The organism is Paenibacillus phyllosphaerae (assembly GCF_014192105.1).
In the GTDB taxonomy this organism is placed as follows: Bacteria; Bacillota; Bacilli; order Paenibacillales; family Paenibacillaceae; genus Paenibacillus_Z; species Paenibacillus_Z phyllosphaerae.
In genome coordinates this window covers 32,969-52,832 of the sequence record NZ_JACHXK010000011.1, presented here as the reverse complement: position 1 = coordinate 52,832, position 19,864 = coordinate 32,969, and the positions used below count along the sequence as shown (strand labels likewise).

The following is a 19,864-nucleotide window of genomic DNA, read 5'->3' as shown; positions in this document are numbered from 1 at the left end:
GGCTGCAGCCGTAAGGGGATTTTTGCATGGCATATGCACAAAAAAACGACTGCTTCCCAACTGAGAAGCAATCGCCTGTTATGATGTCGCCGGGCTCAGCCGCAGGTCCCATACCCCGGTTCCGAACATGACTTTGAAGGAGGTGCCGTCGGGCCGGGCGTGCGCGCGGATCGTCGCGCCATGGCGTTCGGCAATGCTTCGGCATACGGCAAGGCCGAGTCCGGTGCCATGGGCTTTGGTCGTGAAGAAGGGGGTGAAAATGCTGCCGAGCACCTTCTGGTCAATCCCCGTGCCCTGGTCGCGTACCTCCAGTACGGGACCGCCCTGCTCGACGTAAGTAAGAATGGATAACTCGCCGCCGCCTTGCATCGCTTCTACGGCGTTGCGGAACAGATTGAGCAGCAGCTGCCGGATTTCATTCTCGTTCATGAGCAGTGGCGGCACTTCTTCAAGAACGAGATTCAGCGCAATGTTGTGCTCGATCGCATCGGCTTCGAGCAGCGGCAGCATATACCGGATGAGGTCGTCCAACCGATGCCGCGCTTTCTCGGTAACCTTGTTGCTGGCCAGCGACAGATATTCGGTAATAATCGAGCTCGCGCGTTCCAGCTCGCTGGAGATCAGCGTGAGGCGGCTATGGTAGGCTTCGAGATCCTTCTGCTGCCGGAACAGCTGGATGAACCCTTTCACCGTCGTCATCGGGTTGCGCACCTCGTGGGCGATGCTGGCGGCCATGGAGCCGAGCATTTGGTATTTGTCCATCTGGGTCAGCCGGTTCTCGGCATCCCGCAGATCGGTAATGTCATTCATGATGAACAAGATATGGTCGCTGCCATCGGTAGTAATATATTCGCCGACGAGCAGCCCGACCCGGGGTTCCGTGCCGGCCCGAAGGAACGTAATCGGATAGTTGTGGGTCGGTCCGTACTCGAGAATCTGGGCTGTCGCCCGCCGGAACTCCGACATGTCCTCCCAGAGCCCCAGCTCGGAGATCGGCTGGCCGATCATCGTGTCGGCCGGGTATTGGGTGATTTCTTGAAAATTATGGTTCGCTTCCAGAATGATGCCGCTCTTCACATCCATAATGAAGTTGATCGTCGGCGCATTATGGAAGGCGCAGCTGAACTTCTTGTTCGAGTCGGCCAGTTTGGCTTCGGCGGCCTTTTGCGAGGCAACGTTCCGCCAGCTGATCGCGAACCCGTCGCCGAACTTGAAGTGGAGCAGGTCAAGCACGCCGGTCATGCGTTCATCCGCATAGGGCAGTCCTTCGATAAGGACGACATTGCCGGTCTCTATCACTTGCCGGTAGGTGTTCAACATCCGCTCCGAGGTCAACGGGTAGATCTCGCTCAGTTGTCGTCCAATCTGGGCATGCTGAGGAACGCCGGTCAGAGTGGCGGCGGATTGATTCACATATTCGATGCGAAAATCGACGATGCGCTGCGAGTCGTCCCGGACCGCCGAATAAATGCCGAAGCAGTCGAGTGCTTGATCGAGGCTCGAGCGATGCCATTGATTGTTCGTGAACGCGTCAAAAGAAGGAATCAAGCTTCCAGTCGCATACAAGCGCGAGCCGTCTGGACTGAGGGCTGCTTGCCACCGGATCTGAGCGATTGCGCCGGAAGCCGTCAGCAGGCGTTCGTCGATCGTAAAGCGCTCTTCCTGAGCGGCTTCATGCCAACGCCTGCGGCTGGTCGCCCGGTCATCGGGATGAAGGAAGTCCGGCAGGGAGCAAGCCTGCTCCGCTCCGAATCCCGTAAGCCGTTGGAAGGCCAGATTGCTCTTTATGACACGAAGATCGAGGTCGAGCATGACCATAATCTCCGAGGAGAGCTGGAAAAATGTTTCGTATTCGCAAGCCGTTGGATTGGTGGCGGCATAGTCCGTCATCATTTGAAGCTCACCCGTCTTCTACAATTCTTGAATGCAGTTCGTATACAAGTTTTGCGTTGTTCAATCAACCGTAGCACTTCCCGGTATGGAACGCAATCCACCAGAAGTTGGTGATTTCTTCCCTATCATCTTGCGTGAATTATATCATAAGGCAAGGCGATATGGATGCGAATTGCAAGGACATCTGTCCTAAACGGCGAAAAACATGAAAACTTCTGTAGAATTTTGCCAAATGAGGGATTGCGTGCTGCAGCCGCAAATAGGAGCAGCGACAACTGGCCTCTGACTGGCACGGAAGCACTGTATTTGGCATCAATCCGGCGGGCGGCGCTCATGTAGGAGACGAGCGTTCCTAGCTGCCGAACGGCCAACGGGACAAGCCGGGAATGCTTATGGTTGACGCATCCGGCGGTGCGGGGTAGAATACAACATGTTAGGTTTTGAACTGACACAACATGTCATAATGGAGTGGGAATCGCATGTTGAATTTACGCGTTTGGGCGATATGCGGCTATGTGGCCGTGATCTATTGGATCTCCCTGCATCTGCCGGCGCTCAAAATGCTCTTCTATCCGACGCTTGGCGCCTTCTGCTTCTTGTTCATGTCCCGGTCGGATTACCGGGGGATCGGACGCATCGCGCTCGGCGCTTTCATCGCATCCTTGATCGGCACACTCATTTTCTCCTTCGTGCCCGGTATTATGGCTCTATTCATCAATACGCTGCTCATCATTCAGCTTAAACATCTGCTCAAGCTGAACGCGCCGCCGGTGCTCGCCGTATCGTTCATTCCCTTCTTCTCCGGGGCGGCGGAAGCTTGGCACGTGCCAGTCTTGATCGGCGTCTCGCTAACCGGATTGACGCTGCTCTTGATGGGCGTCGATTGGCTGGAGAAGAAGCTGCCAGACATGTCGTGGCTGCCTATCAGAAGGCAGGAGACGACGAAAGCCGAACAGGCGCCATGAGCGCCGTTTCGTACCATAATCTCCTCGTCCCGATCGATTGCGGGATGGGGAGATTTTTTTCATGAAAAAGACGTTGAATCGCGCCTTGCCGCCAGTGCAGGCGAGGGATTCAGCGTCTTGGTCACGCGCTACGCTTCGTGCTATGCTAGCAATATCGTGTACATAGCGTTGCTTATAGCGAGAGGGAGAGGGAAACATGGGAGCGAATCGGGTACGAGTAGGAGTTGTGGGGATCGGGGACATCGCGCAGAAAGCTTATCTGCCGATCCTTGCCGTCCACCCCCAGGTAGAAGTTGTCGGGTTGATGAGCCGCAACGAGGAGACGATTAAGCGCGCGGCCGATCAATATCGGATTGCTGGACGGTTCACGCAGCTGGAGGAGCTGCTCGCCCAGCGGCCGGACGTCGTGTTCGTTCATAGCGCGACATCTTCGCATTATGAGGTCGCGATGCGCTGTCTCGCGAGCGGCGTGCATGTGTACGTCGATAAGCCGCTCTCTTGCGATATTCGGGAGTCGGAGGAGATGGCGGCCGAGGCGGTATCCCGCGGCAAGCTGCTCGCGGTCGGCTTCAACCGGCGCTTCGCGCCGATGGTGACCGGGGCGAGGCAATGGCTTCAGGAGGCAGGCGGGCCGCAGACCGTTCTCGTGCAAAAGAACCGGACCAAACCGCAGCGGCGCATCGCCAAGGAAACGCTCTACGATGATGCGATCCATGCCATCGACCTGGCGATGTGGCTCGCTTCCGCGCGAGGCGGAGAGGCGGAGCTCGCCGCGGCGACGGTGCTGGCCGACGAACAAGGTCAGCTGCGCTCGGCGCTGGGCATGCTGCGGGAGCGGCAGAGCGGCTGCACGGCGGTATTCTCGATGGACCGCGGCGCGGGGCTGGACAGCGAGCGGATCGAGCTGCACGGCAGCGGCCGCAGCGCCGTTGTCGAGGAGCTAGAGCGCGCGGTGTTATACGGGGATGCTGCCGGCGGGCAGACGCTGGGCTTCGGCGGATGGGATTCGCATCTGCTGCGTCGCGGCTTCGTCGGCGTCGTGGAGCATACGCTTGCTTCGCTTGCTGATCCGGCTAGCTGCAGCATCAGCGCCGATAAGGTGCTCGGCAGCCACTATATGGTGGAGAAGCTGGCCGCTTATTTGGAAGGGTAGCATGAAAAGGCTCACGTGCTTGATAGCGCGTGAGCCTTTGTTAATTATAAGCGCAAGGAGCCGGCCCGGTTATTTCATCGACTCCGCTTGGGAGAGCGGGGCCGAGGCTTGCTTGGGGCGTCTGGCGAGAAACTCCAGTACCACGGAGGCGAGAATGCCGACGACGAGTCCGTTGCTGACGAGCGGACGGATCGCGAGCGGCAGTTCGATGAAGACGGACGACGGCGTATTCATGATGCTCATGCCGAGCAGAATCGGAATCGCGATGCGGTAGAAGCCTTTGGCATCGATCTGCTGGCCCTGGATCGAGCGGAAGGCCGTGCCGAACATTTGGAGATAAGCGATGAACAATACGGCGCTCCCGACGCTGAGCGGCAGCTGGGAGAACCATAGTCCAAGGGCAGGGAACAGCCCGAGAATGAGGAACAGGCCGCCGCCGATGGCCAGCGCTTGGCGGTGCAGGATCTTGGTGCTCTCGAGCAGTCCGAGCGACGAGACGAACGTGCCGAAGGGCAGCAGGCCGAACAACGGCGCCGCGATCGTCGATAGCCCCGTCAGCAGGAACGACCGCTTGTATTGGCTCTCCGTCGGTGACTGGCCATACAGTTTGCCGGCCGCGCTCAGGGCGGTAATCGTGTTCGACATATTGATCATGCCCACGATGAAGGACGTCAGCATGATACCGAAGTCCAGGCGCGGCGTTCCCCAAGGGAACAGCGGCGTTACGCTGACGCTATGCGTGACGGTGCCGCGGGCTTCCGGGAAACACAGCTCGAAGGCGATCCAGCCCGCGATAATCCCGATCAGCATGGCGAAGTTCGAGACCCATCCGCGCACCTTGATCTGGATGAGGCCGACGAGGACGGCGATCGCGGCAGAGAGCGCCGCGACGGGGGCGTTCATTTGGCCATTGGCTTGAATGTCCAGCATCCCGGTAAAAAAGTGCATAATCAGCTGCACGGCCAGCAGGAACAGCGAGACGCTCATGACGACCGGCGTGAACCAGCGGGTGATATGCTGCGCGGCGCCGAGCACGCCCAAGACGGTCATCATGACGCCGGCCAGGATGAAGCCCGCCGCAAGTCCGCCTCCGATCTCCGAGATCGAAGCGCCGCTGGCGGAAGCGGCAGAGGTGAGGCTAAGCGTAATGCCCCACCAGACGCCGGACGGTCCGTCCATAATGGCGTAGCGATGGCCGACTAACGCCTGCAGCACGCAGACGATGCCGGTCAGCACGCACGACAGCTGAAGCGTAAACGCGATCTGCTCCGCCGGCAGCCCGAACAGCTGGCCGAGCGTAAGCGGGACGACGATGGTATTGGCAAGAATAAAAAACATCCACTGAACACCGGCAAGCATGACTTGAGGCGATCGTGTTGTTGGGGGCATGTTGGATTCGTTCCTTCCTATACGTTCTCCATGTAAGTCGCAAACATGGTAACATAGGACGTAACATATAAGGAAATATGAAAATGCTTCAGCTTCCATACTTTTTTCATATACCTGGTGATGAGAGGGGGCGAGGGCTTGGACATTAAGCAGCTGCGATATTTCATCGCGATCGCCGAGGAAGGCCAGATTACCGCGGCCGCCAAAAGGCTCCACATGGCGCAACCGCCGCTGTCTCAGCAGCTGCGCGCGATGGAGGAGGAGCTCGGCGCCCGGCTGTTCGAGCGGGATGGCCGGGGGATGCAGCTGACCGAGGAGGGCCGGGCGCTCTACAAGCATGCGGTCCGCATCGTCTCCTCCGTGCAGGAGGCGGCCGATGAGGTGCAGGCCATTCGGCACGGCTTGCGCGGGCGGCTCGCGATCGGCATCAACACGTTGTCCGATGAACGGCTGCCCCGGATCCTGCGGCTGTTCCAGCAGCGGTATCCGAATTTCACGTTCAGCATCCAACAGAACGATTCCGCCCACCTGTGCCAGCAGCTGAAGGAGCGTTCGATCGATCTGGCGATCGTCCGCCTGCCGCTCGAGCTCGACGGCTTCACGCTGCATTACGTGAAGAGCGAGCCGCATTATTTTGTGACGGCCTACGATTGCGACGAGCCGGGCGGCTCGATCTCGTTCACGCGCATGGCGCGGCATCCGCTGATCGTACCGAGTACGGAAGGGTTGGGCTTGTACCAGCTGATCCGGGAGGAATTCATGAAGCGGGGGCTGGAACCGAACATCGTGTGCGAATGCTCGGATATTACGACGCTCATGCAGCTGGTCTCCTCCGGCTTCGGGGCGACGATCGTGCCGGAGACGGTGGTGAAGCTGCACCGCGGCGTGCCGGTGCGAAAGTATGCGCTCGAGGGGAATCCGTCCCCGGCGCTGTTCGGCTTGATCGGCCATGCGAGCGGCTGGGTGTCGAAGGCGGCGCAGGCGTTCATCGAGGCCTATAGGGAAGCGGGCTCGAAAGCGGCGGAGTAGGCGATTAAGCGGCCAGCTGGCGACTACGGCGTGCCGAGCAAGCGAGCAGGGCGTGGAACGCGCGAAGCCCGGAGGCGAATACCTCCGGGCTTTTTGTCACGAACAGCAGTAGATGACTTCCCCGCAAACTGACTTACATCCGCCGCGCCTGAGTCGGCTGCGGTCCGCTAAGCGCTTGACGGAGCGTCATCATGCCGCTGCCGAACGATACCAGGAAGCAGAGACCGGCCGAGATCGGCAGCATGGACCATTCGAGTATAGGCTGACCGAGTACCGTCTGCCAACCGATGGCGAGCAGTCCCGCGATATAGAGCACGCCCGTAATATGAACATAACGCTGCCGAATCGCCAGAGGAAGCGCTGTGGACTTCGTCAGCCACGCGACGATCGGGATCGCTTGCAGGGCATGGAATCCAAGCCCGTGCAGCCAGATGATATTGCCGCCGCTCCCCGTGAAGCGTCCGGTGTTCATCGAGATCCAGATGCCGGCGGCGAAAGAGAGCAGGATGGCGATGATCGCATACCGGGCGGACAGCACCATTTCCGGATTGGCCCGATAGGTTTTGGCACGGAAGAAGTACGAGGCGAACGGCAGGTAGAGCACGATCAGCAGCATGGCAACCGTCGCGAATAGCGTGCCCACGGTCATATCGAAGGCGCTGCCGTTCTCCACGAACCTCGGATCGATGCCGCGGAAGTTCTGAACCGTCTCCGCGAAGTAGGCATATAGCGATAGCGCAATATACGACCAGCTGAACAGGTTGCGGACCTTGTTGCCCATTCGAGCGAAAGGGCTGATGAGCGCCGTCGAGATCAGGAAGATCCCGAGTGCGGCGTTGAAAGATACGGCTTTGGCGACATCGCCGTCCGGCAGTACCTCGCCCCCCCTGAATCAACACCCAAATTCCGCATGCCGCTGCCAGCAAGAAGCCGAGCAGTCCGGTATAGAGCAATGCTTTTTCCGCCGGAACCAGCCTGGTCTGCCGTTCCTCCTTACGCTTGTGAGCGCTGCTTGCGTTCATCCAGATAACCCCACCTTCCACGTTGAGTTGATACCTTCATTGTAGAGGTGGGATATGGAAGAAACTTCCGGCGCTGGCATGAACCGCAGCTAGACCTTAGATGAGCGGACCGCTCCCGTCTAAAGTCGAGTGCAGCGGGGACGGAAGGCGGAGCAGAGGGGTTTAAAATTGGACGGCCCCCGTCTCTGATCGAGACGAGGGCCTAATTCATTACGCGCTGACATGCGCCATATATGGTAGCGTAACCGCTCATGTTTTCCAAATGTCATCGTCAACGATTCATGCTGCATTCCCGGTCTTGCGACCTGGAGCATCAATCAATGACCTTGTCTTGCACGAAAACAACGAAAGCCCTAACCTCTCAATCGTCCTTGCGGTTCCTAGACCGCGCCAGTGGTGAATCCGTGTTCCTTCAACTGCAGCCGGTAATTAAAAGGAATGATGTGTTCGGATGTGAGGAGTGTGAGATAAATCCATAATCCTGATCGAGGAATTTATAAGGGGTTACTTTCACTACAAGAGAGAATTATACAAGATTACAGGTTCAAACACAACTACAAAATTCAGGAATTTGTCATTTGACAGCCATGCAACCGTAAATCAGGAGGCTGAAACACGGTTGTCTCCAGAGGTGCTGTCGTCCGCATGATGCGGGTACATACCGAAATCTGATATTTGTCATATGGATCTCATGATATTCATGTCTGATGCGCCTACCCCTCCATCCGGTACGATGAAGACACGAAGTTAGCTCAAGGGAGAGTGAAGGCAATGACCGCGGTAATCGAATTGAAGCAGGTCAATAAGGCGTATGGCGGCAAGAAAGCTGTAGACAACGTGACCCTCACCATAGAAAAAGGCAGCGTCGTAGCGCTGCTCGGACCGAACGGCGCAGGCAAAACAACGACGGTCTCCATGATCCTCGGCCTGCAGCAGCCGACGAGCGGGACGGTGAAGCTGCTCGGCCAGGACCCGCGCGACATGCAGGTGCGCCAACGGATCGGCGCGATGCTGCAGGAAGTGAGCGTCGTCGACGGCCTGAAGGTGGGCGAGACGATCGAGCTGTTCCGCAGCTACTATGAACGGCCGCTGCCGCTCGAACGGCTGCTGAAGATCGCGAACCTCACGCAAGAGAAGGACAAAATGGCGGTCTCGCTCTCGGGCGGCCAGCAGCGACGGCTCGGATTCGCGCTTGCCTTGGCGGGCGACCCGGACATTCTGTTCCTCGACGAGCCGACCGTCGGCATGGACGTCACGAGCCGGCAGCTGTTCTGGGAGACGGTGCGCGCCATGGCGGTCGGCGGCCGCACGATCGTGCTGACGACGCACTATCTGGAGGAGGCGGACAGCATCGCCGACCGGATCATCGTCGTGAATCAAGGCAAGGTGGCGGCGGACGGCACGCCGAGCCAGATTAAGGCGGAGACGACGGGCCGAATCATATCGTTCACGGCCGGCGCAGCGCTAACGACGGAGATACTGCAGGCGATTCCGGGCGTAACCGGCGTGGAATGGAACGGAGGCCGCGTCAAGTTGACCAGCCTGGATACCGATCGGTTGATCGCGGAGCTCATCAGAAGGCAGCTGCCGATGCGCGATATTGAGATTCAAAGCGGCGGGCTCGAGGAAGCCTTCCGGATGCTGGTCGAAACGAAAGGAGCCGTGAGCTAATCATGAACCTGACGATGAGAGCGCTAAAGGCGCAATTGAAAGCGGAGCTGCTGCGTACGATCCGCAACCGCCGGTTCGTCATCTTCACCATCCTGATGCCGGCGATGTTCTACTTTATTTTTACGGGAACGGTCGGAGATACGACGCAGGTTGGGGGCAGCGACTGGAAAGCCTATTATCTGATGTCGATGACGGCGTACGGGGTGATCGGGGCGAGCATGACGACGATGGCCGTCCGCTTCTCGCGTGAACGCGCGCAAGGGTGGAATAAGCTGGTGCGTCTCACGCCGCTCCCCAGCTACGTGCAGCTGCTGGCCAAAATTTTTTCCCAAGGCGCGCTGAATATGGGGATTATCGTGTTCTTGTTCCTGCTCGGGGCTTTCGTCAAAGATGTCGAGCTGAGCGCGGCGCAATGGGTCGAAAGCGGACTGTGGATCTGGGTCGGCGGCTTCGCCTTCATGTCGCTGGGCACGCTGCTCGGCACCATTCGTAATGTAGAGCTGGTGCAGGTCGTCAGCAATCTGGTGTATATGGCGATGTCCGTGGCAGGCGGCTTGTGGATGCCGACGACGGTTATGCCGGATCTGATGCAGACCATCTCCAAATTCCTCCCGACCTACCGGCTCGGCCAAGGCGCGTGGGACATCGTCGGCGGCAGCGGATCCATTCCGTGGGCGAGCGTCGGCATTCTGGTCGCGTACGTGCTTGTCTTCATGTTCATCTCGACGTATATTATGAAAAAACAGGAAGCGGTGTAGCTCCCATGCGTCGATGGTTAAAGCGGTCCAGCGATGGACCGCCTTTGGTTTTTTTCGCGGTATGGCTCGTGTACATGGCCTTTCCGCTCTATACGCTGTTCCAGCAGCCGATGGAAGAACGGCTGATCGGGCTCGCGTTCCTTCTCGTGTTCGCTGCTTCCTACTTAATCGGCCAACAGGTGAGAGAGCTGCGCTTCTACATGATTGTGCTGCAGATCGCGCTTATCTCGGTTGCTTGTTTCCGGTACGATCCGAATTTCGTGTACATGTCCTTCTACCCTTCTCCGCTTATCGGGATGCTCGCGACGCTTCGGCAGATGCTGTTGGCTCAAGGCATCATGCTCCTCATGCATGGACTCGTCTTCCAATATTATTCCGTACATGAGAATGCCGAACTGGTCATTCAGCTGCTGCCGGCGATGCTCATCACGCTATTCATGCCCTTCGCGATTAGGACCGGGCGCCGATCTAGAGAGCTGCGCAGCAAGCTGAGCGTGGCGAACGAAGAGATCGCGCGGCTGTCCAAGCAGGAGGAGCGGCAGCGGATCTCGCGCGACCTGCACGATACGCTGGGCCATACGCTGTCGCTCATTACGCTGAAGAGCGAGCTGGCGGAGAAGCTGATCACTCGGAACCCCGAGCGCGCCGTGCAGGAAGTGAAAGATATCCAGGCGACTTCACGCGCTGCCTTGAAGCAGGTGCGGGAGCTCGTGCTCAATATGAGCGCGGTGACGATCCAGAGCGAGGTCGAGCAGGCCAAGCAAATCTTGGCCGCGGCCGGCATCGAATTTACGCTGCGCGGCGCCGTGCAGGCACCGGCTCCGTCACCGATCATCGATAATATCGCGGGCATGTGCCTGCGTGAAGCGGTAACCAATATCGTGAAGCATAGCAAGGCACGTTCCTGCTTCGTGGAACGGCAGGAACGTGCCGAATCGATGGTGCTCGTCATTGCCGATGACGGTATCGGACTAGAGGCGGAAGCTAGCGAGCACAAAGCAACGAGCGGCTTGCGCGGCATGCGGGAGCGGCTCAAGCTGATCGAAGGGCAGCTGCAATTTCAGCCTAGGGAAGAAGGGGGACTTCGGGTGGAAATGATTATCCCCAAGCTAGCGAAATCCATTGCGATGGAGAACAAGGAGGGCAGACACCCATGAGAGTCATCATAGCGGAAGACCAGGCCATGCTGCGAGGCGCCTTGAGCGCCCTGTTGGATCTGGAAGACGATATCGAGGTCGTCGGCCAGGCCGGGGACGGGCAGCAGGCACTGCAGCTGATCATGCAGGAGCGGCCGGATCTGTGCTTGCTCGATATCGAGATGCCGCTGCTGAGCGGTCTGGATGTAGCGGAGAAAGTGAAGGAGCTGCAGCTCGATTGCCGCGTCGTCATCCTGACGACGTTCTCGCGGGCGGGGTATTTTCAACGGGCGATTCGTGCGGGAGCGCGAGGCTTCCTGCTGAAAGACTCGCCGATCGAGGAACTAGGAGCCGCGCTGCGCACCGTGCATGCCGGCGGCCGGGCGGTCAGCCCGGAGCTGGCGCTCACGTTCTGGGAAGAGGAGAATCCGTTGACCGAACGCGAGCGCGAAGTGCTCAAGCTAGCGGCGGAAGGCTTAAGCGCCGGCGAAATCGCCAAGTCGCTCTTCTTAAGCGCCGGAACGGTGCGGAACTATCTCTCCGAGGCGATGCAGAAGCTAGAAGCGAAGAACCGAATCGAAGCGATAGGGATCGCGCAGAAAAAGGGCTGGCTGGGATAATGATGATGGATGTTACGAGGAAGGCAACAAGGTAGGGGCGCAGCCCCTACCTTTTTTTGTAGTGGAAGACGTAAGCCTGTCCGCAAGGACAAAGCGTTCCAAGCACCTCGATCCAATATCACCACCTCATGAAGTCCATTCCACCCCAAGGCATCAACATAACGAACGAAGCTCGAACCCGAAGCTTTGTCCAAGCGAGTGGAGGCATGTGGTGTTCATGCCAATCACTTGTTAGGACAAAAGCGTCTCAGACCACGAAAGGACAGATCGAAGACGGCCGCGTTCCGAATCTCGCTCCTTACGGGTGTCCAGAGGGCGGTTGCCCTCGGGGTCCCCTCCTCAGGAGGGGATTTAGGGGAGGTGCAGGTGGAGTCCAGAGGGACCAACCCTCGGCCCTCGGAGAGTCATATTATGGAAAATTATCCAAACCTAGCGAAACTTATGGCCAAGGTCCGCGTTTAACTTTACGCATATCAAGTGACGGAGCCTGGGGAGGCGAATCCGTGCAACTAGAACGGACTGGAGTGGGAAGGCTTTGAGAAGAAGCAATTCGTTTATGCAACGGGCAATAGCTATTATCATCATGGTAACGACCTTATCTTCGGTCAGTGTCAGTTGGAGCCAGACGGTGTCGGCAGGCGGAGCGTCACAGCCGAGCGAGTGGGCGGAGCGGGATATACAGGAAGCCGAGATAAGCGGCATTCTGCCCCAATGGGTGGAGGGACGCTATACGAGCAAGATTACGCGCGTTCAATTCGCCGAGATGATTCTGCTGCTGTATGAAGCGTTGACGGGGCAGCGGCTGGAAGGCCCGGTCAGCAATCCATTCCGGGACACGCGCAACTTCTACGCGGCACAGGGCGTCAAGCTTGGGCTGATGAACGGGACGAGCAAGACGACCTTCTCGCCGGATTTGCTCATCACGCGGGAGCAGTTGGCGGTCATGTTGTACAACACGATGACGATAACCAACTTGAAGGGACGAATGAAACAAGAGGCGCTGCCGGCTTTTGCCGACGAGGAGCAGATGGCATCCTGGTCGCAAGAGGCAATCGAGGCGATGGCGTCCGGCGGCTTGATTCAAGGGAGCGTCTATCAGAATGAGGTCTATTTTCTCCCGAAGCAGACGACGACGATCGAGCAGGCGATCGTGCTCGTGAACCGCATCCATAAGCAGTTCGGCAAGCTGAAGGTGGGCACGGAGAAGGCGCTGCTAACCGCCGTTCAGTACGGACTGACGCCATCCATTACGGATACACGGGTGCAGACGATCTACGAGGAAGCCCACACGGTGCTGGCGAAGATCATCCGGCCGGGAATGAGCGACTACGAGAAGGAATTGGCGATTCACGATTATCTGGTGCTGAACACCGTCTACGATGAAGACAATTACAATCAAGGGACGGTCCCCAAAGATTCCTACAGCGCCTATGGCGCGCTCATCTTGGGCATCGCCGTCTGTCAGGGGTACGCCAACGCCGCCAATCTCATGCTCAATCTGGCGGGCATCGAGGCGCATATCGTAACCGGGACGGTGAACGGAGAAGCCCATGCTTGGAACAAAGTGAAGCTGGGCGGGGAATACTACAACCTGGACGTGACCTGGGATGATCCGGTGCCGGATATAGCGGGCCGCGTGGATTACGGGTATTTCAACGTAACGGACGAGGAACTGCGCCAGGACCACAGCTGGAAGGATAGCCTGCCGGAAGCGGCGGCGACGGCCTTCAACTATTACGTCATGAACGGGCTCGTCGCCGAGAGCCGGGAGGAATTCGTGGACCGGATCAACCGGGCGATCGGAAGCTACGACACCGCCATCACGATCAAACGCAGCTATACGCGCGAGAAAAATATGGAGGAGCTGAAAGCAATCATCTTCAGCCATCCGATCGTTGCGGGCTTCGACTGCGTCTTCGGCAGCGGCGGGGTGCTGACGATCTCGCTGCGTTACCGCTGATCCTATTATCGTTTCGGCTTGATACTTGCCGGCGGCGGGTAACGAGCATCCTAGCTTAATCCGGTTTGGATACGATGCCACCCCTTCGGGCATGTTAAGGCTTAGCAGGCCTCGACTACCAGGAAAGGGCAGGTGAGACGTAAATGGCAAGACGAAGCAGGAATAGACTGATCGTACCCGGAGCGGAGCAAGGCATGCGCCAATTCAAGGCGGAAGTGATGCGCCGGCAAGGCTATGCGGTGGATCCGTCTAGACCCGACGACGTGAAATACGAAGTGGCCCGAGAGCTCGGCGTCCCGCTGACGCCAGGCGGAGACAACGGCAATCTGACGACGGAAGCGGCCGGCCATGTTGGCGGTCAGATCGGCGGCACGATGGTGCGCGAGATGATCAAGCTGGCTCAGCAGCAGCTCGTCGATCAGCAGCGGCAATAGATACGGCAAAAGCGAAAGCCCCGCGGTTCATGTAACCGCGGGGCTTTTGCGTGGATTTTGAAGAGAGGCTGTTCATTCAAACACGCCGAAGTGTTGGATAGCGATAAAGATCAGCACGCCAGCGCAAACCATAGCCAGCATATAGCTCCAATGGCGGACGGCATCCGGCAGCGCCGACCACTCGACCACCTTCATGGGGCCGCCGGCTTCGAGCCGGTCCAAGCTATCCAGATTGAGGTCGAGCTCAAAGTCCTGCATGCGCGGGTTTACGGCCGCCTTCGCCGTTTGCTTCGGATCGTTGGCGGAATCGGACATCTGGATCACACTCCTGTTCATCTCGAGCAAGCCGTTCACGGTCAAGCCTTGCTACTGCTAGTCTATGGCCGAGCAGTCGGAAAGATGTTGGGCGCTTCGTTCTTCTACGGCGCGCTTGTTCGAATTGGACGTATGGGACAACTCGGCAGGCGAATAGATTGAACGGATAGGAAGGATTGCAGGCAAAGCAGGGAGGGATTCACAAGGTGTTCAGAGCAAGGCGCGTACCGCCTGGGCGGTATGTTATGCTGGTTATTCCCATTTCTTATATAAGGCAGTTCATCATCTATGATTTCATAGGCGGCAGCGCGGCTTATTGGCTGATGCAAAAAGGGCATTTGCCGGTCGTCTCCGCCTTCATCGGAAGCATGATCGCGCCGATCGCGATGAAGCGTGCCGTCCAGAGCGGCTCGCGCTTGCGGCGGGTCAAAGCGATTCCCTATCGTCTTGCGGCCCAGCAGCGCGCAGCTGCCCACGGCTTGCAGGGGAAGGCGTGATCGTGGCGCCGCGTTCGGCAGCTGACGGCCAAGAAGGGCAGCCCCTCTCATCCAAGATGAGAAAGGCTGCCCCTCTTATTTAGGAAAGCATAATGGCATTAACCGTTGATTTTGACGCGGATGACGTTCCAGGACGCTTTCGGCAGGGAGGCTTCGATCTTGTTGCCGTCTACCGTCGCGTTGCCGCGCGTATGCGGCGTCACGTTGTTCGGGTTGTCGAGCGTGTTCGCTGCTTTCAGATCGTCGTTCTCGAGGACGATGTGCTCGATGATGCGGCAGGAGCCGAAGCTGCGCAGGTCGATCTCGAAGCCGAGTTCGCCATTCAGGTCACGGTTGACCGCGAAGATCGTCACTTCGCCATTCTCCTCGTTGTGAACGGCTACGGATTCGAGGTAAGGCACGTCCGTGTACTCCGTTGAATCGTATTTCGGCGAGTTGATGAGCGGCACAAGCGCCGTGCCGCGGCCGAACAGGCTGGCATGCATGTATGGATAGTAGATCGTCTGCTTCCATGCTGCGCCGCCGTTTGCGGTCATGATCGGCGCGATAACGTTGACCAGCTGCGCGATGCAGGCCATCTTGACGCGGTCGGCGCGCTTCAGCAAGCTGATGAGCATACAGCCGACGACGAGAGCGTCTTCGTGGTTGTAGATGTCTTCGAGCTGCGGCGGCGCGATTTGCCAAGGATCAAGCTTGCGGTCCGCGTCGTTCGAGTGGAACCAGACATTCCATTCGTCGAAGGACAGGTTGATCTTCTTTTTACCGCGCTTCTTCGCTTGCACATAGTCTGCGGTGGAAATGACGGTATTAATGAATTTATCCATGCCGAGCGACAGCGCCAGGAAGTTGGCGGAGTCATTGGTTCGGTTGCCGTAATATTGGTGCAGCGAGATATAATCGACGTTGTCATACGTCAAATCCAGCACGGTCGCTTCCCACTCCGGGAAGGTCGCCATCTGGAGGCTGGAGCTGCCGCAGGCGACTAGCTCGATCGTCGGGTCGACCCAGCGCATGACTTTGGCGGTCTCGTTCGCGATCCGGCCGTATTCTACCGCCGTCTTCGCGCCGATCTGCCAAGGGCCGTCCATCTCGTTGCCGAGGCACCATGTCTTGATCGCGTGAGGCTGCTCGTAGCCGTGTTTGCGGCGCAGGTCGCTGAACAGCGATCCGGATGGATGGTTCGCGTACTCGATCAGGTCGCGCGCTTCAGCCGGTCCGCGCGTGCCGAGGTTGACGGCCATCATCGCTTCGGTGTTGGCCTTCTTACACCAGTCCATGAATTCGTTCAATCCGACCCAGTTCGGCTCGATCGTGCGCCATGCCAGTTCCAGGCGGCTCGGGCGCTGATCGACCGGACCTACGCCGTCTTCCCAGTTGTACCCGGAGACGAAGTTGCCGCCCGGATAGCGGACGATCGGCACGTTAATGCCTTTGACCAGTTCGAGCACATCGGAACGGAAACCCTGCTCGTCAGCGGAAGGATGATCTTTCTCGTAGATTCCGCCGTATACCGCGCGGCCAAGATGCTCAATGAAGGAGCCGTAGATGCGTTTATCGACTTCGCCGATCTGAAAATCTTTGTCAACGATCATCTTTGCTTTGTTTGACATGAGGGTCACCTCTGTTTAGAATTAATTATAATATTAACCGATTAATATAATTTCGTTTCACCATCATTAAACACGATCGTAAAAGCGATTTCAAGCTTTTCTTTTCCGGAATTTAGAATTAATATTTGTATTAATGCACGGCCGAACGGAACTATTATTGAAGGGGAAATTATGATGACCATTATTCACGCCAATACGAATCGCAAATGGCTGCCGTTGTACGAGGCGCTGGCCAGCGATGTCCGGCTGCGTATCCTGGAATTGCTTGCGGATCAGCCGATGAACGTCAAGGAACTGGCGGCTGCGCTCGGATTGTCCAGCGCCATCGTGACGATGCACACGAAGAAGCTGGAGACCGGCGGGCTCATTCGTTCCGAGCTCGTCCGCCGCGGCGGCGGCACCCATAAGATGTGTTCGCTTGCCGTCAGCCGCGTCGATCTGGCCATCCCGATGCCGAGCGAACAGGAACGGGTAAGGGAGTTTCAAGAGGTATCGATTCCGGTCGGGCATTACACCCGCTGCGAAGTCAACCCGACATGCGGCCTCGCGACGACCGAGAGCGTGATCGGCCAATTCGACGATCCGCGCTACTTCTTCGAGCCGGAGCGGATGCGGGCGCAGATTCTATGGTTCGGCCACGGCTTCGTCGAATACCGGCTGCCGAACTACGTCCTGCCCGGCCAGGTGCTCGAGGAGATCGAGATTACGCTCGAGATTGGTTCGGAAGCGCCGGGGACGCGGGAGAACTGGCCGTCGGACATTCATTTTTACTTGAACGATACGCTCCTGGGCGTATGGACAAGTCCAGGCGATCCGGGCGAAGGACGCGGGATTCTGACGCCGGCCTGGTGGACGGTTAACCAATACGGGTGGCTGAAGATGGTCCGGATTACGAAGAGCGGCACATTCATCGACGGTCAAATCCTGTCGAGCGTGACGCTAGACGATATCGTCATGACGCGCAACGACTGGGCGCTGCGGGTCGAAGTTCCGGTCAATGCCGCGCATGTGGGGGGAATTACCTTGTACGGAGAAGGGTTCGGCAATTATAATCAGGACATTGTGTTCCGGACGTATCGCCAATCGAATTCGTAACCGCCGTACGCCGAGCACATAGGCGAAGCGAAGGACATAAGGGAGTGCGGCCTACATGGCATCAACGAAGGCGGCAGACCGCTATTTATATCAGATTTCGTATCATGAGGACGAAGCCGAGCTGTGCTTCATGGAGATGCGCGCTCTGCTAGGCGCCGAGCCGGAGGAAGGCTGCATCGTGACCGACCGCGAGCTTCCGCCATCGCGAAGCCCGTTCATCCGCCAGCGGCTGGCCGTTCTTCTGGAGGCGGCCGAGCTGGATGAACTTGCTTCGGCGGCTGCGCAGCTGGATATGGAAGGCCGTACCTACAAGGCGATATTCGTCGCGACGGGCGGCAGTCAGATTTACGAGGAACGGCTCGCGATCGAAAGACAGATCGGCCGCAGCATCCGCGGACGTGCGGACATGAAGCAGCCCGAGCGGCTGATCGGCATCGCTTACGCGCGAGGACAATGGCTGCTCGGAGAATTGGAGCGCGCAGAGGCGGCTTGGCTGGTCCACAATCAGAAGCCGCAGCCGTACTCGACGGCGCTCAGCACGCGCGTGGCTAGGGCGGTAGCGAATATCGCCGCTCCGTACACGGAAGGCGTGAAAGTGATCGACCCGTGCTGCGGGATCGGCACGGTCATTATCGAGGCGATCTCGATGGGCATCGACATCGTCGGCTGCGACGTGAATCCGCTGGCGGTACGCGGGGCGCGGACCAATCTCGCGCATTACGGCATGCCGAACGTGGTGCGCCTGCTGGATATGCGTCAAGCGGAAGGCAGCTATGACGCGGCGATCATCGACCTGCCGTATAACCTGTGCTCGGTAATGGAGCCCGAGGAGCGGATCGAGATGCTGCGGAGCGCCGGCCGGCTAGCGCCGCGGGTCGTGATTGTGACGACCGAGCAGATCGATGAGGACGTGGCGGCGGCCAGACTTGTCATTGCCGACCGCTGCGTCGTGCGCAAGAGCAGGTTCGAGCGGCAGGTGCTGCTCTGCTCGCGGCAATAGGCGAGCAGATGGCAACCTTTTGTCATGAATGGACAGCTGACGGTCATAAGGTGTATTACAGCAAGCAACTAACACAAGACTGGTGAGGAAAGCATGAAAAAAATAATGTTCACCGGGGGCGGGTCGGCCGGTCATGTGACGGTCAATCTGGCCCTTATTCCACGCTTCCAGGAGGAAGGATGGTCCGTCGATTATGTCGGCTCCGAGGCAGGCATCGAGCGGCAGCTGGCCGGATCCCTCCCTGAGGTGCGCTACCATGGCATCGCGACAGGCAAGCTGAGAAGGTACTTCAGCTGGCAGAATGTGAAAGACCCGTTCAAGGTGGTCAAAGGCGCGTTCCAGGCCTACAATCTCATCCGCAAGGAGAAGCCGGATGTGCTCTTCTCCAAGGGCGGCTTCGTGTCGGTCCCCGTCGTGCTCGGCGCTTGGTTGAACCGCGTGCCGGTGCTCTTGCATGAATCGGATCTGACGCCGGGCTTGGCGAACAAGATCGCGATCCGTTTTGCCACGGGGGTATGCACGACCTTCCCCGAGACCGAGGCGCATATGCGCGGCGGCAAAGCCCATCACGTCGGCGCGGTTATCCGCGAGGAGCTGCTGCAAGGCGACGCTGCCAGAGGCAGGGCGTTCTGCGGCTTCACGGCCGTGAGGCCGGTGCTGCTTATTATGGGCGGCAGTCTTGGCGCAAGGCGCATCAACCAGACCGTGCGGTCTTTGCTCGATGAGCTGACGAAGACATTCCAGATCGTCCATCTGTGCGGCAAAGGGAATGTGGATCCGTCGCTCGAACGCCCGGGCTACATGCAATTCGAGTATGTGCAGCAGGAGCTGCCGGATCTCGTCGCTTCTGCGGATATCGTGCTGTCGCGCGCCGGCTCCAACTCGATCTTCGAGTTCCTCGCGCTGCGCAAGCCGATGCTGCTCATCCCGCTCAGCAGGCAGCAAAGCCGCGGCGATCAGATTCTGAACGCGAAGTCGTTCCAGGCCGCGGGGTTCTGCGAGGTGCTCGAGGAAGAGGAGCTGACCGAACAGGCGCTGCTACAGAAGCTGTCGCTCCTGTACGAGAACCGCGAACAGTATAAAGCGAATATGCGCAAGAGCGAAATGAACGACGCGCTAACGGCCGTATTCGAGTTAATCAAGAAGACCGCAAGCAAATAATAAGCAATGCCAAAAAGCCGGATCACATGCAGATGCATGTGATCCGGCTTTTTCAATGAGCACATTTAGTGCTCTTGTTCTTAAGTAGAGCGTGTCCACAAAGTGGACGTCAAGCGAAGGTCAGCACGATGAGGCATTGTGGCGCATGCATCAGCA

Annotated in this window: 18 protein-coding genes; 13 read left to right on the top strand and 5 right to left on the bottom strand. The window is 58.3% G+C overall.

Going from position 1 to position 19,864, the window contains the following annotated elements; all coding sequences use genetic code 11:
- Positions 1-78: 78 nt before the first annotated feature.
- On the bottom strand, positions 79-1,893 hold the full coding sequence (locus FHS18_RS21090) for a PAS domain-containing protein (protein WP_183602300.1): 1,815 nt from the start codon (positions 1,891-1,893) through the stop codon (positions 79-81).
- 479 nt (positions 1,894-2,372) lie between these two features.
- Here FHS18_RS21090 and FHS18_RS21085 point away from each other — a divergent pair, with 479 nt between their 5' ends.
- Positions 2,373-2,858, top strand: coding sequence for an HPP family protein (locus FHS18_RS21085; protein ID WP_183602298.1), 486 nt, complete (start codon positions 2,373-2,375; stop codon positions 2,856-2,858).
- A 196-nt stretch (positions 2,859-3,054) separates the two neighbouring features.
- Positions 3,055-4,011 carry a Gfo/Idh/MocA family protein gene (locus FHS18_RS21080; protein WP_183602296.1) on the top strand — a complete coding sequence of 319 codons (957 nt, stop codon included), beginning with the start codon at positions 3,055-3,057 and terminating at the stop codon, positions 4,009-4,011.
- Positions 4,012-4,080: 69 nt separating this feature from the next.
- Here FHS18_RS21080 and FHS18_RS21075 read toward each other — a convergent pair whose 3' ends face one another.
- Positions 4,081-5,400, bottom strand: a complete 1,320-nt coding sequence (locus FHS18_RS21075; RefSeq protein WP_183602294.1) for a uracil/xanthine transporter — start codon at positions 5,398-5,400, stop codon at positions 4,081-4,083.
- 138 nt (positions 5,401-5,538) lie between these two features.
- On the opposite strand from FHS18_RS21075, the gene FHS18_RS21070 reads away from it, so the two are divergent.
- Entirely contained in the window at positions 5,539-6,429 is an 891-nt protein-coding gene (locus tag FHS18_RS21070; RefSeq protein ID WP_183602292.1) for a LysR family transcriptional regulator, read from the top strand.
- Between the two features lie 133 nt (positions 6,430-6,562).
- Here FHS18_RS21070 and FHS18_RS21065 read toward each other — a convergent pair whose 3' ends face one another.
- Positions 6,563-7,210 carry a hypothetical protein gene (locus FHS18_RS21065; RefSeq protein WP_246427811.1) on the bottom strand — a complete coding sequence of 216 codons (648 nt, stop codon included), beginning with the start codon at positions 7,208-7,210 and terminating at the stop codon, positions 6,563-6,565.
- Positions 7,211-8,222: 1,012 nt separating this feature from the next.
- On the opposite strand from FHS18_RS21065, the gene FHS18_RS21060 reads away from it, so the two are divergent.
- The 6 genes from FHS18_RS21060 to FHS18_RS21035 all read left to right on the top strand — a co-directional run bounded on the left by FHS18_RS21060 (position 8,223) and on the right by FHS18_RS21035 (position 14,030).
- Positions 8,223-9,122 carry an ABC transporter ATP-binding protein gene (locus tag FHS18_RS21060; protein WP_183602290.1) on the top strand — a complete coding sequence of 300 codons (900 nt, stop codon included), beginning with the start codon at positions 8,223-8,225 and terminating at the stop codon, positions 9,120-9,122.
- Positions 9,123-9,124: 2 nt separating this feature from the next.
- The gene (locus tag FHS18_RS21055; protein WP_183602288.1) at positions 9,125-9,880 is read left to right on the top strand and encodes an ABC transporter permease; all 756 of its coding nucleotides are present in this window, start codon (positions 9,125-9,127) and stop codon (positions 9,878-9,880) included.
- Between the two features lie 5 nt (positions 9,881-9,885).
- On the top strand, positions 9,886-11,037 hold the full coding sequence (locus FHS18_RS21050) for a sensor histidine kinase (RefSeq protein WP_183602286.1): 1,152 nt from the start codon (positions 9,886-9,888) through the stop codon (positions 11,035-11,037).
- Entirely contained in the window at positions 11,034-11,636 is a 603-nt protein-coding gene (locus FHS18_RS21045; protein ID WP_183602284.1) for a response regulator transcription factor, read from the top strand. Before FHS18_RS21050 ends, FHS18_RS21045 begins: the two co-directional genes overlap by 4 nt.
- 556 nt (positions 11,637-12,192) lie before the next feature.
- Positions 12,193-13,596, top strand: coding sequence for a transglutaminase domain-containing protein (locus FHS18_RS21040; protein WP_183602282.1), 1,404 nt, complete (start codon positions 12,193-12,195; stop codon positions 13,594-13,596).
- Positions 13,597-13,739: 143 nt separating this feature from the next.
- Entirely contained in the window at positions 13,740-14,030 is a 291-nt protein-coding gene (locus tag FHS18_RS21035) for an alpha/beta-type small acid-soluble spore protein (RefSeq protein ID WP_183602280.1), read from the top strand.
- A gap of 72 nt (positions 14,031-14,102) precedes the next feature.
- Here FHS18_RS21035 and FHS18_RS21030 read toward each other — a convergent pair whose 3' ends face one another.
- Positions 14,103-14,345 (bottom strand): hypothetical protein, encoded by a 243-nt coding sequence (locus FHS18_RS21030; RefSeq protein WP_183602278.1) that lies wholly within the window; start codon positions 14,343-14,345, stop codon positions 14,103-14,105.
- A 206-nt stretch (positions 14,346-14,551) separates the two neighbouring features.
- On the opposite strand from FHS18_RS21030, the gene FHS18_RS21025 reads away from it, so the two are divergent.
- Positions 14,552-14,842, top strand: a complete 291-nt coding sequence (locus tag FHS18_RS21025; protein WP_183602277.1) for a hypothetical protein — start codon at positions 14,552-14,554, stop codon at positions 14,840-14,842.
- Between the two features lie 98 nt (positions 14,843-14,940).
- Here the strand turns inward: FHS18_RS21025 and arfA are convergent, their stop codons facing one another.
- Positions 14,941-16,452 carry an arabinosylfuranosidase ArfA gene (gene arfA / locus FHS18_RS21020; RefSeq protein ID WP_183602274.1) on the bottom strand — a complete coding sequence of 504 codons (1,512 nt, stop codon included), beginning with the start codon at positions 16,450-16,452 and terminating at the stop codon, positions 14,941-14,943.
- Between the two features lie 171 nt (positions 16,453-16,623).
- On the opposite strand from arfA, the gene FHS18_RS21015 reads away from it, so the two are divergent.
- The 3 genes from FHS18_RS21015 to FHS18_RS21005 all read left to right on the top strand — a co-directional run bounded on the left by FHS18_RS21015 (position 16,624) and on the right by FHS18_RS21005 (position 19,708).
- Positions 16,624-17,547, top strand: coding sequence for an ArsR/SmtB family transcription factor (locus FHS18_RS21015; protein ID WP_246427810.1), 924 nt, complete (start codon positions 16,624-16,626; stop codon positions 17,545-17,547).
- 55 nt (positions 17,548-17,602) lie between these two features.
- The gene (locus FHS18_RS21010; protein ID WP_183602271.1) at positions 17,603-18,547 is read left to right on the top strand and encodes a TRM11 family SAM-dependent methyltransferase; all 945 of its coding nucleotides are present in this window, start codon (positions 17,603-17,605) and stop codon (positions 18,545-18,547) included.
- A 93-nt stretch (positions 18,548-18,640) separates the two neighbouring features.
- The gene (locus FHS18_RS21005) at positions 18,641-19,708 is read left to right on the top strand and encodes an undecaprenyldiphospho-muramoylpentapeptide beta-N-acetylglucosaminyltransferase (protein ID WP_183602270.1); all 1,068 of its coding nucleotides are present in this window, start codon (positions 18,641-18,643) and stop codon (positions 19,706-19,708) included.
- Positions 19,709-19,864: the final 156 nt, after the last annotated feature.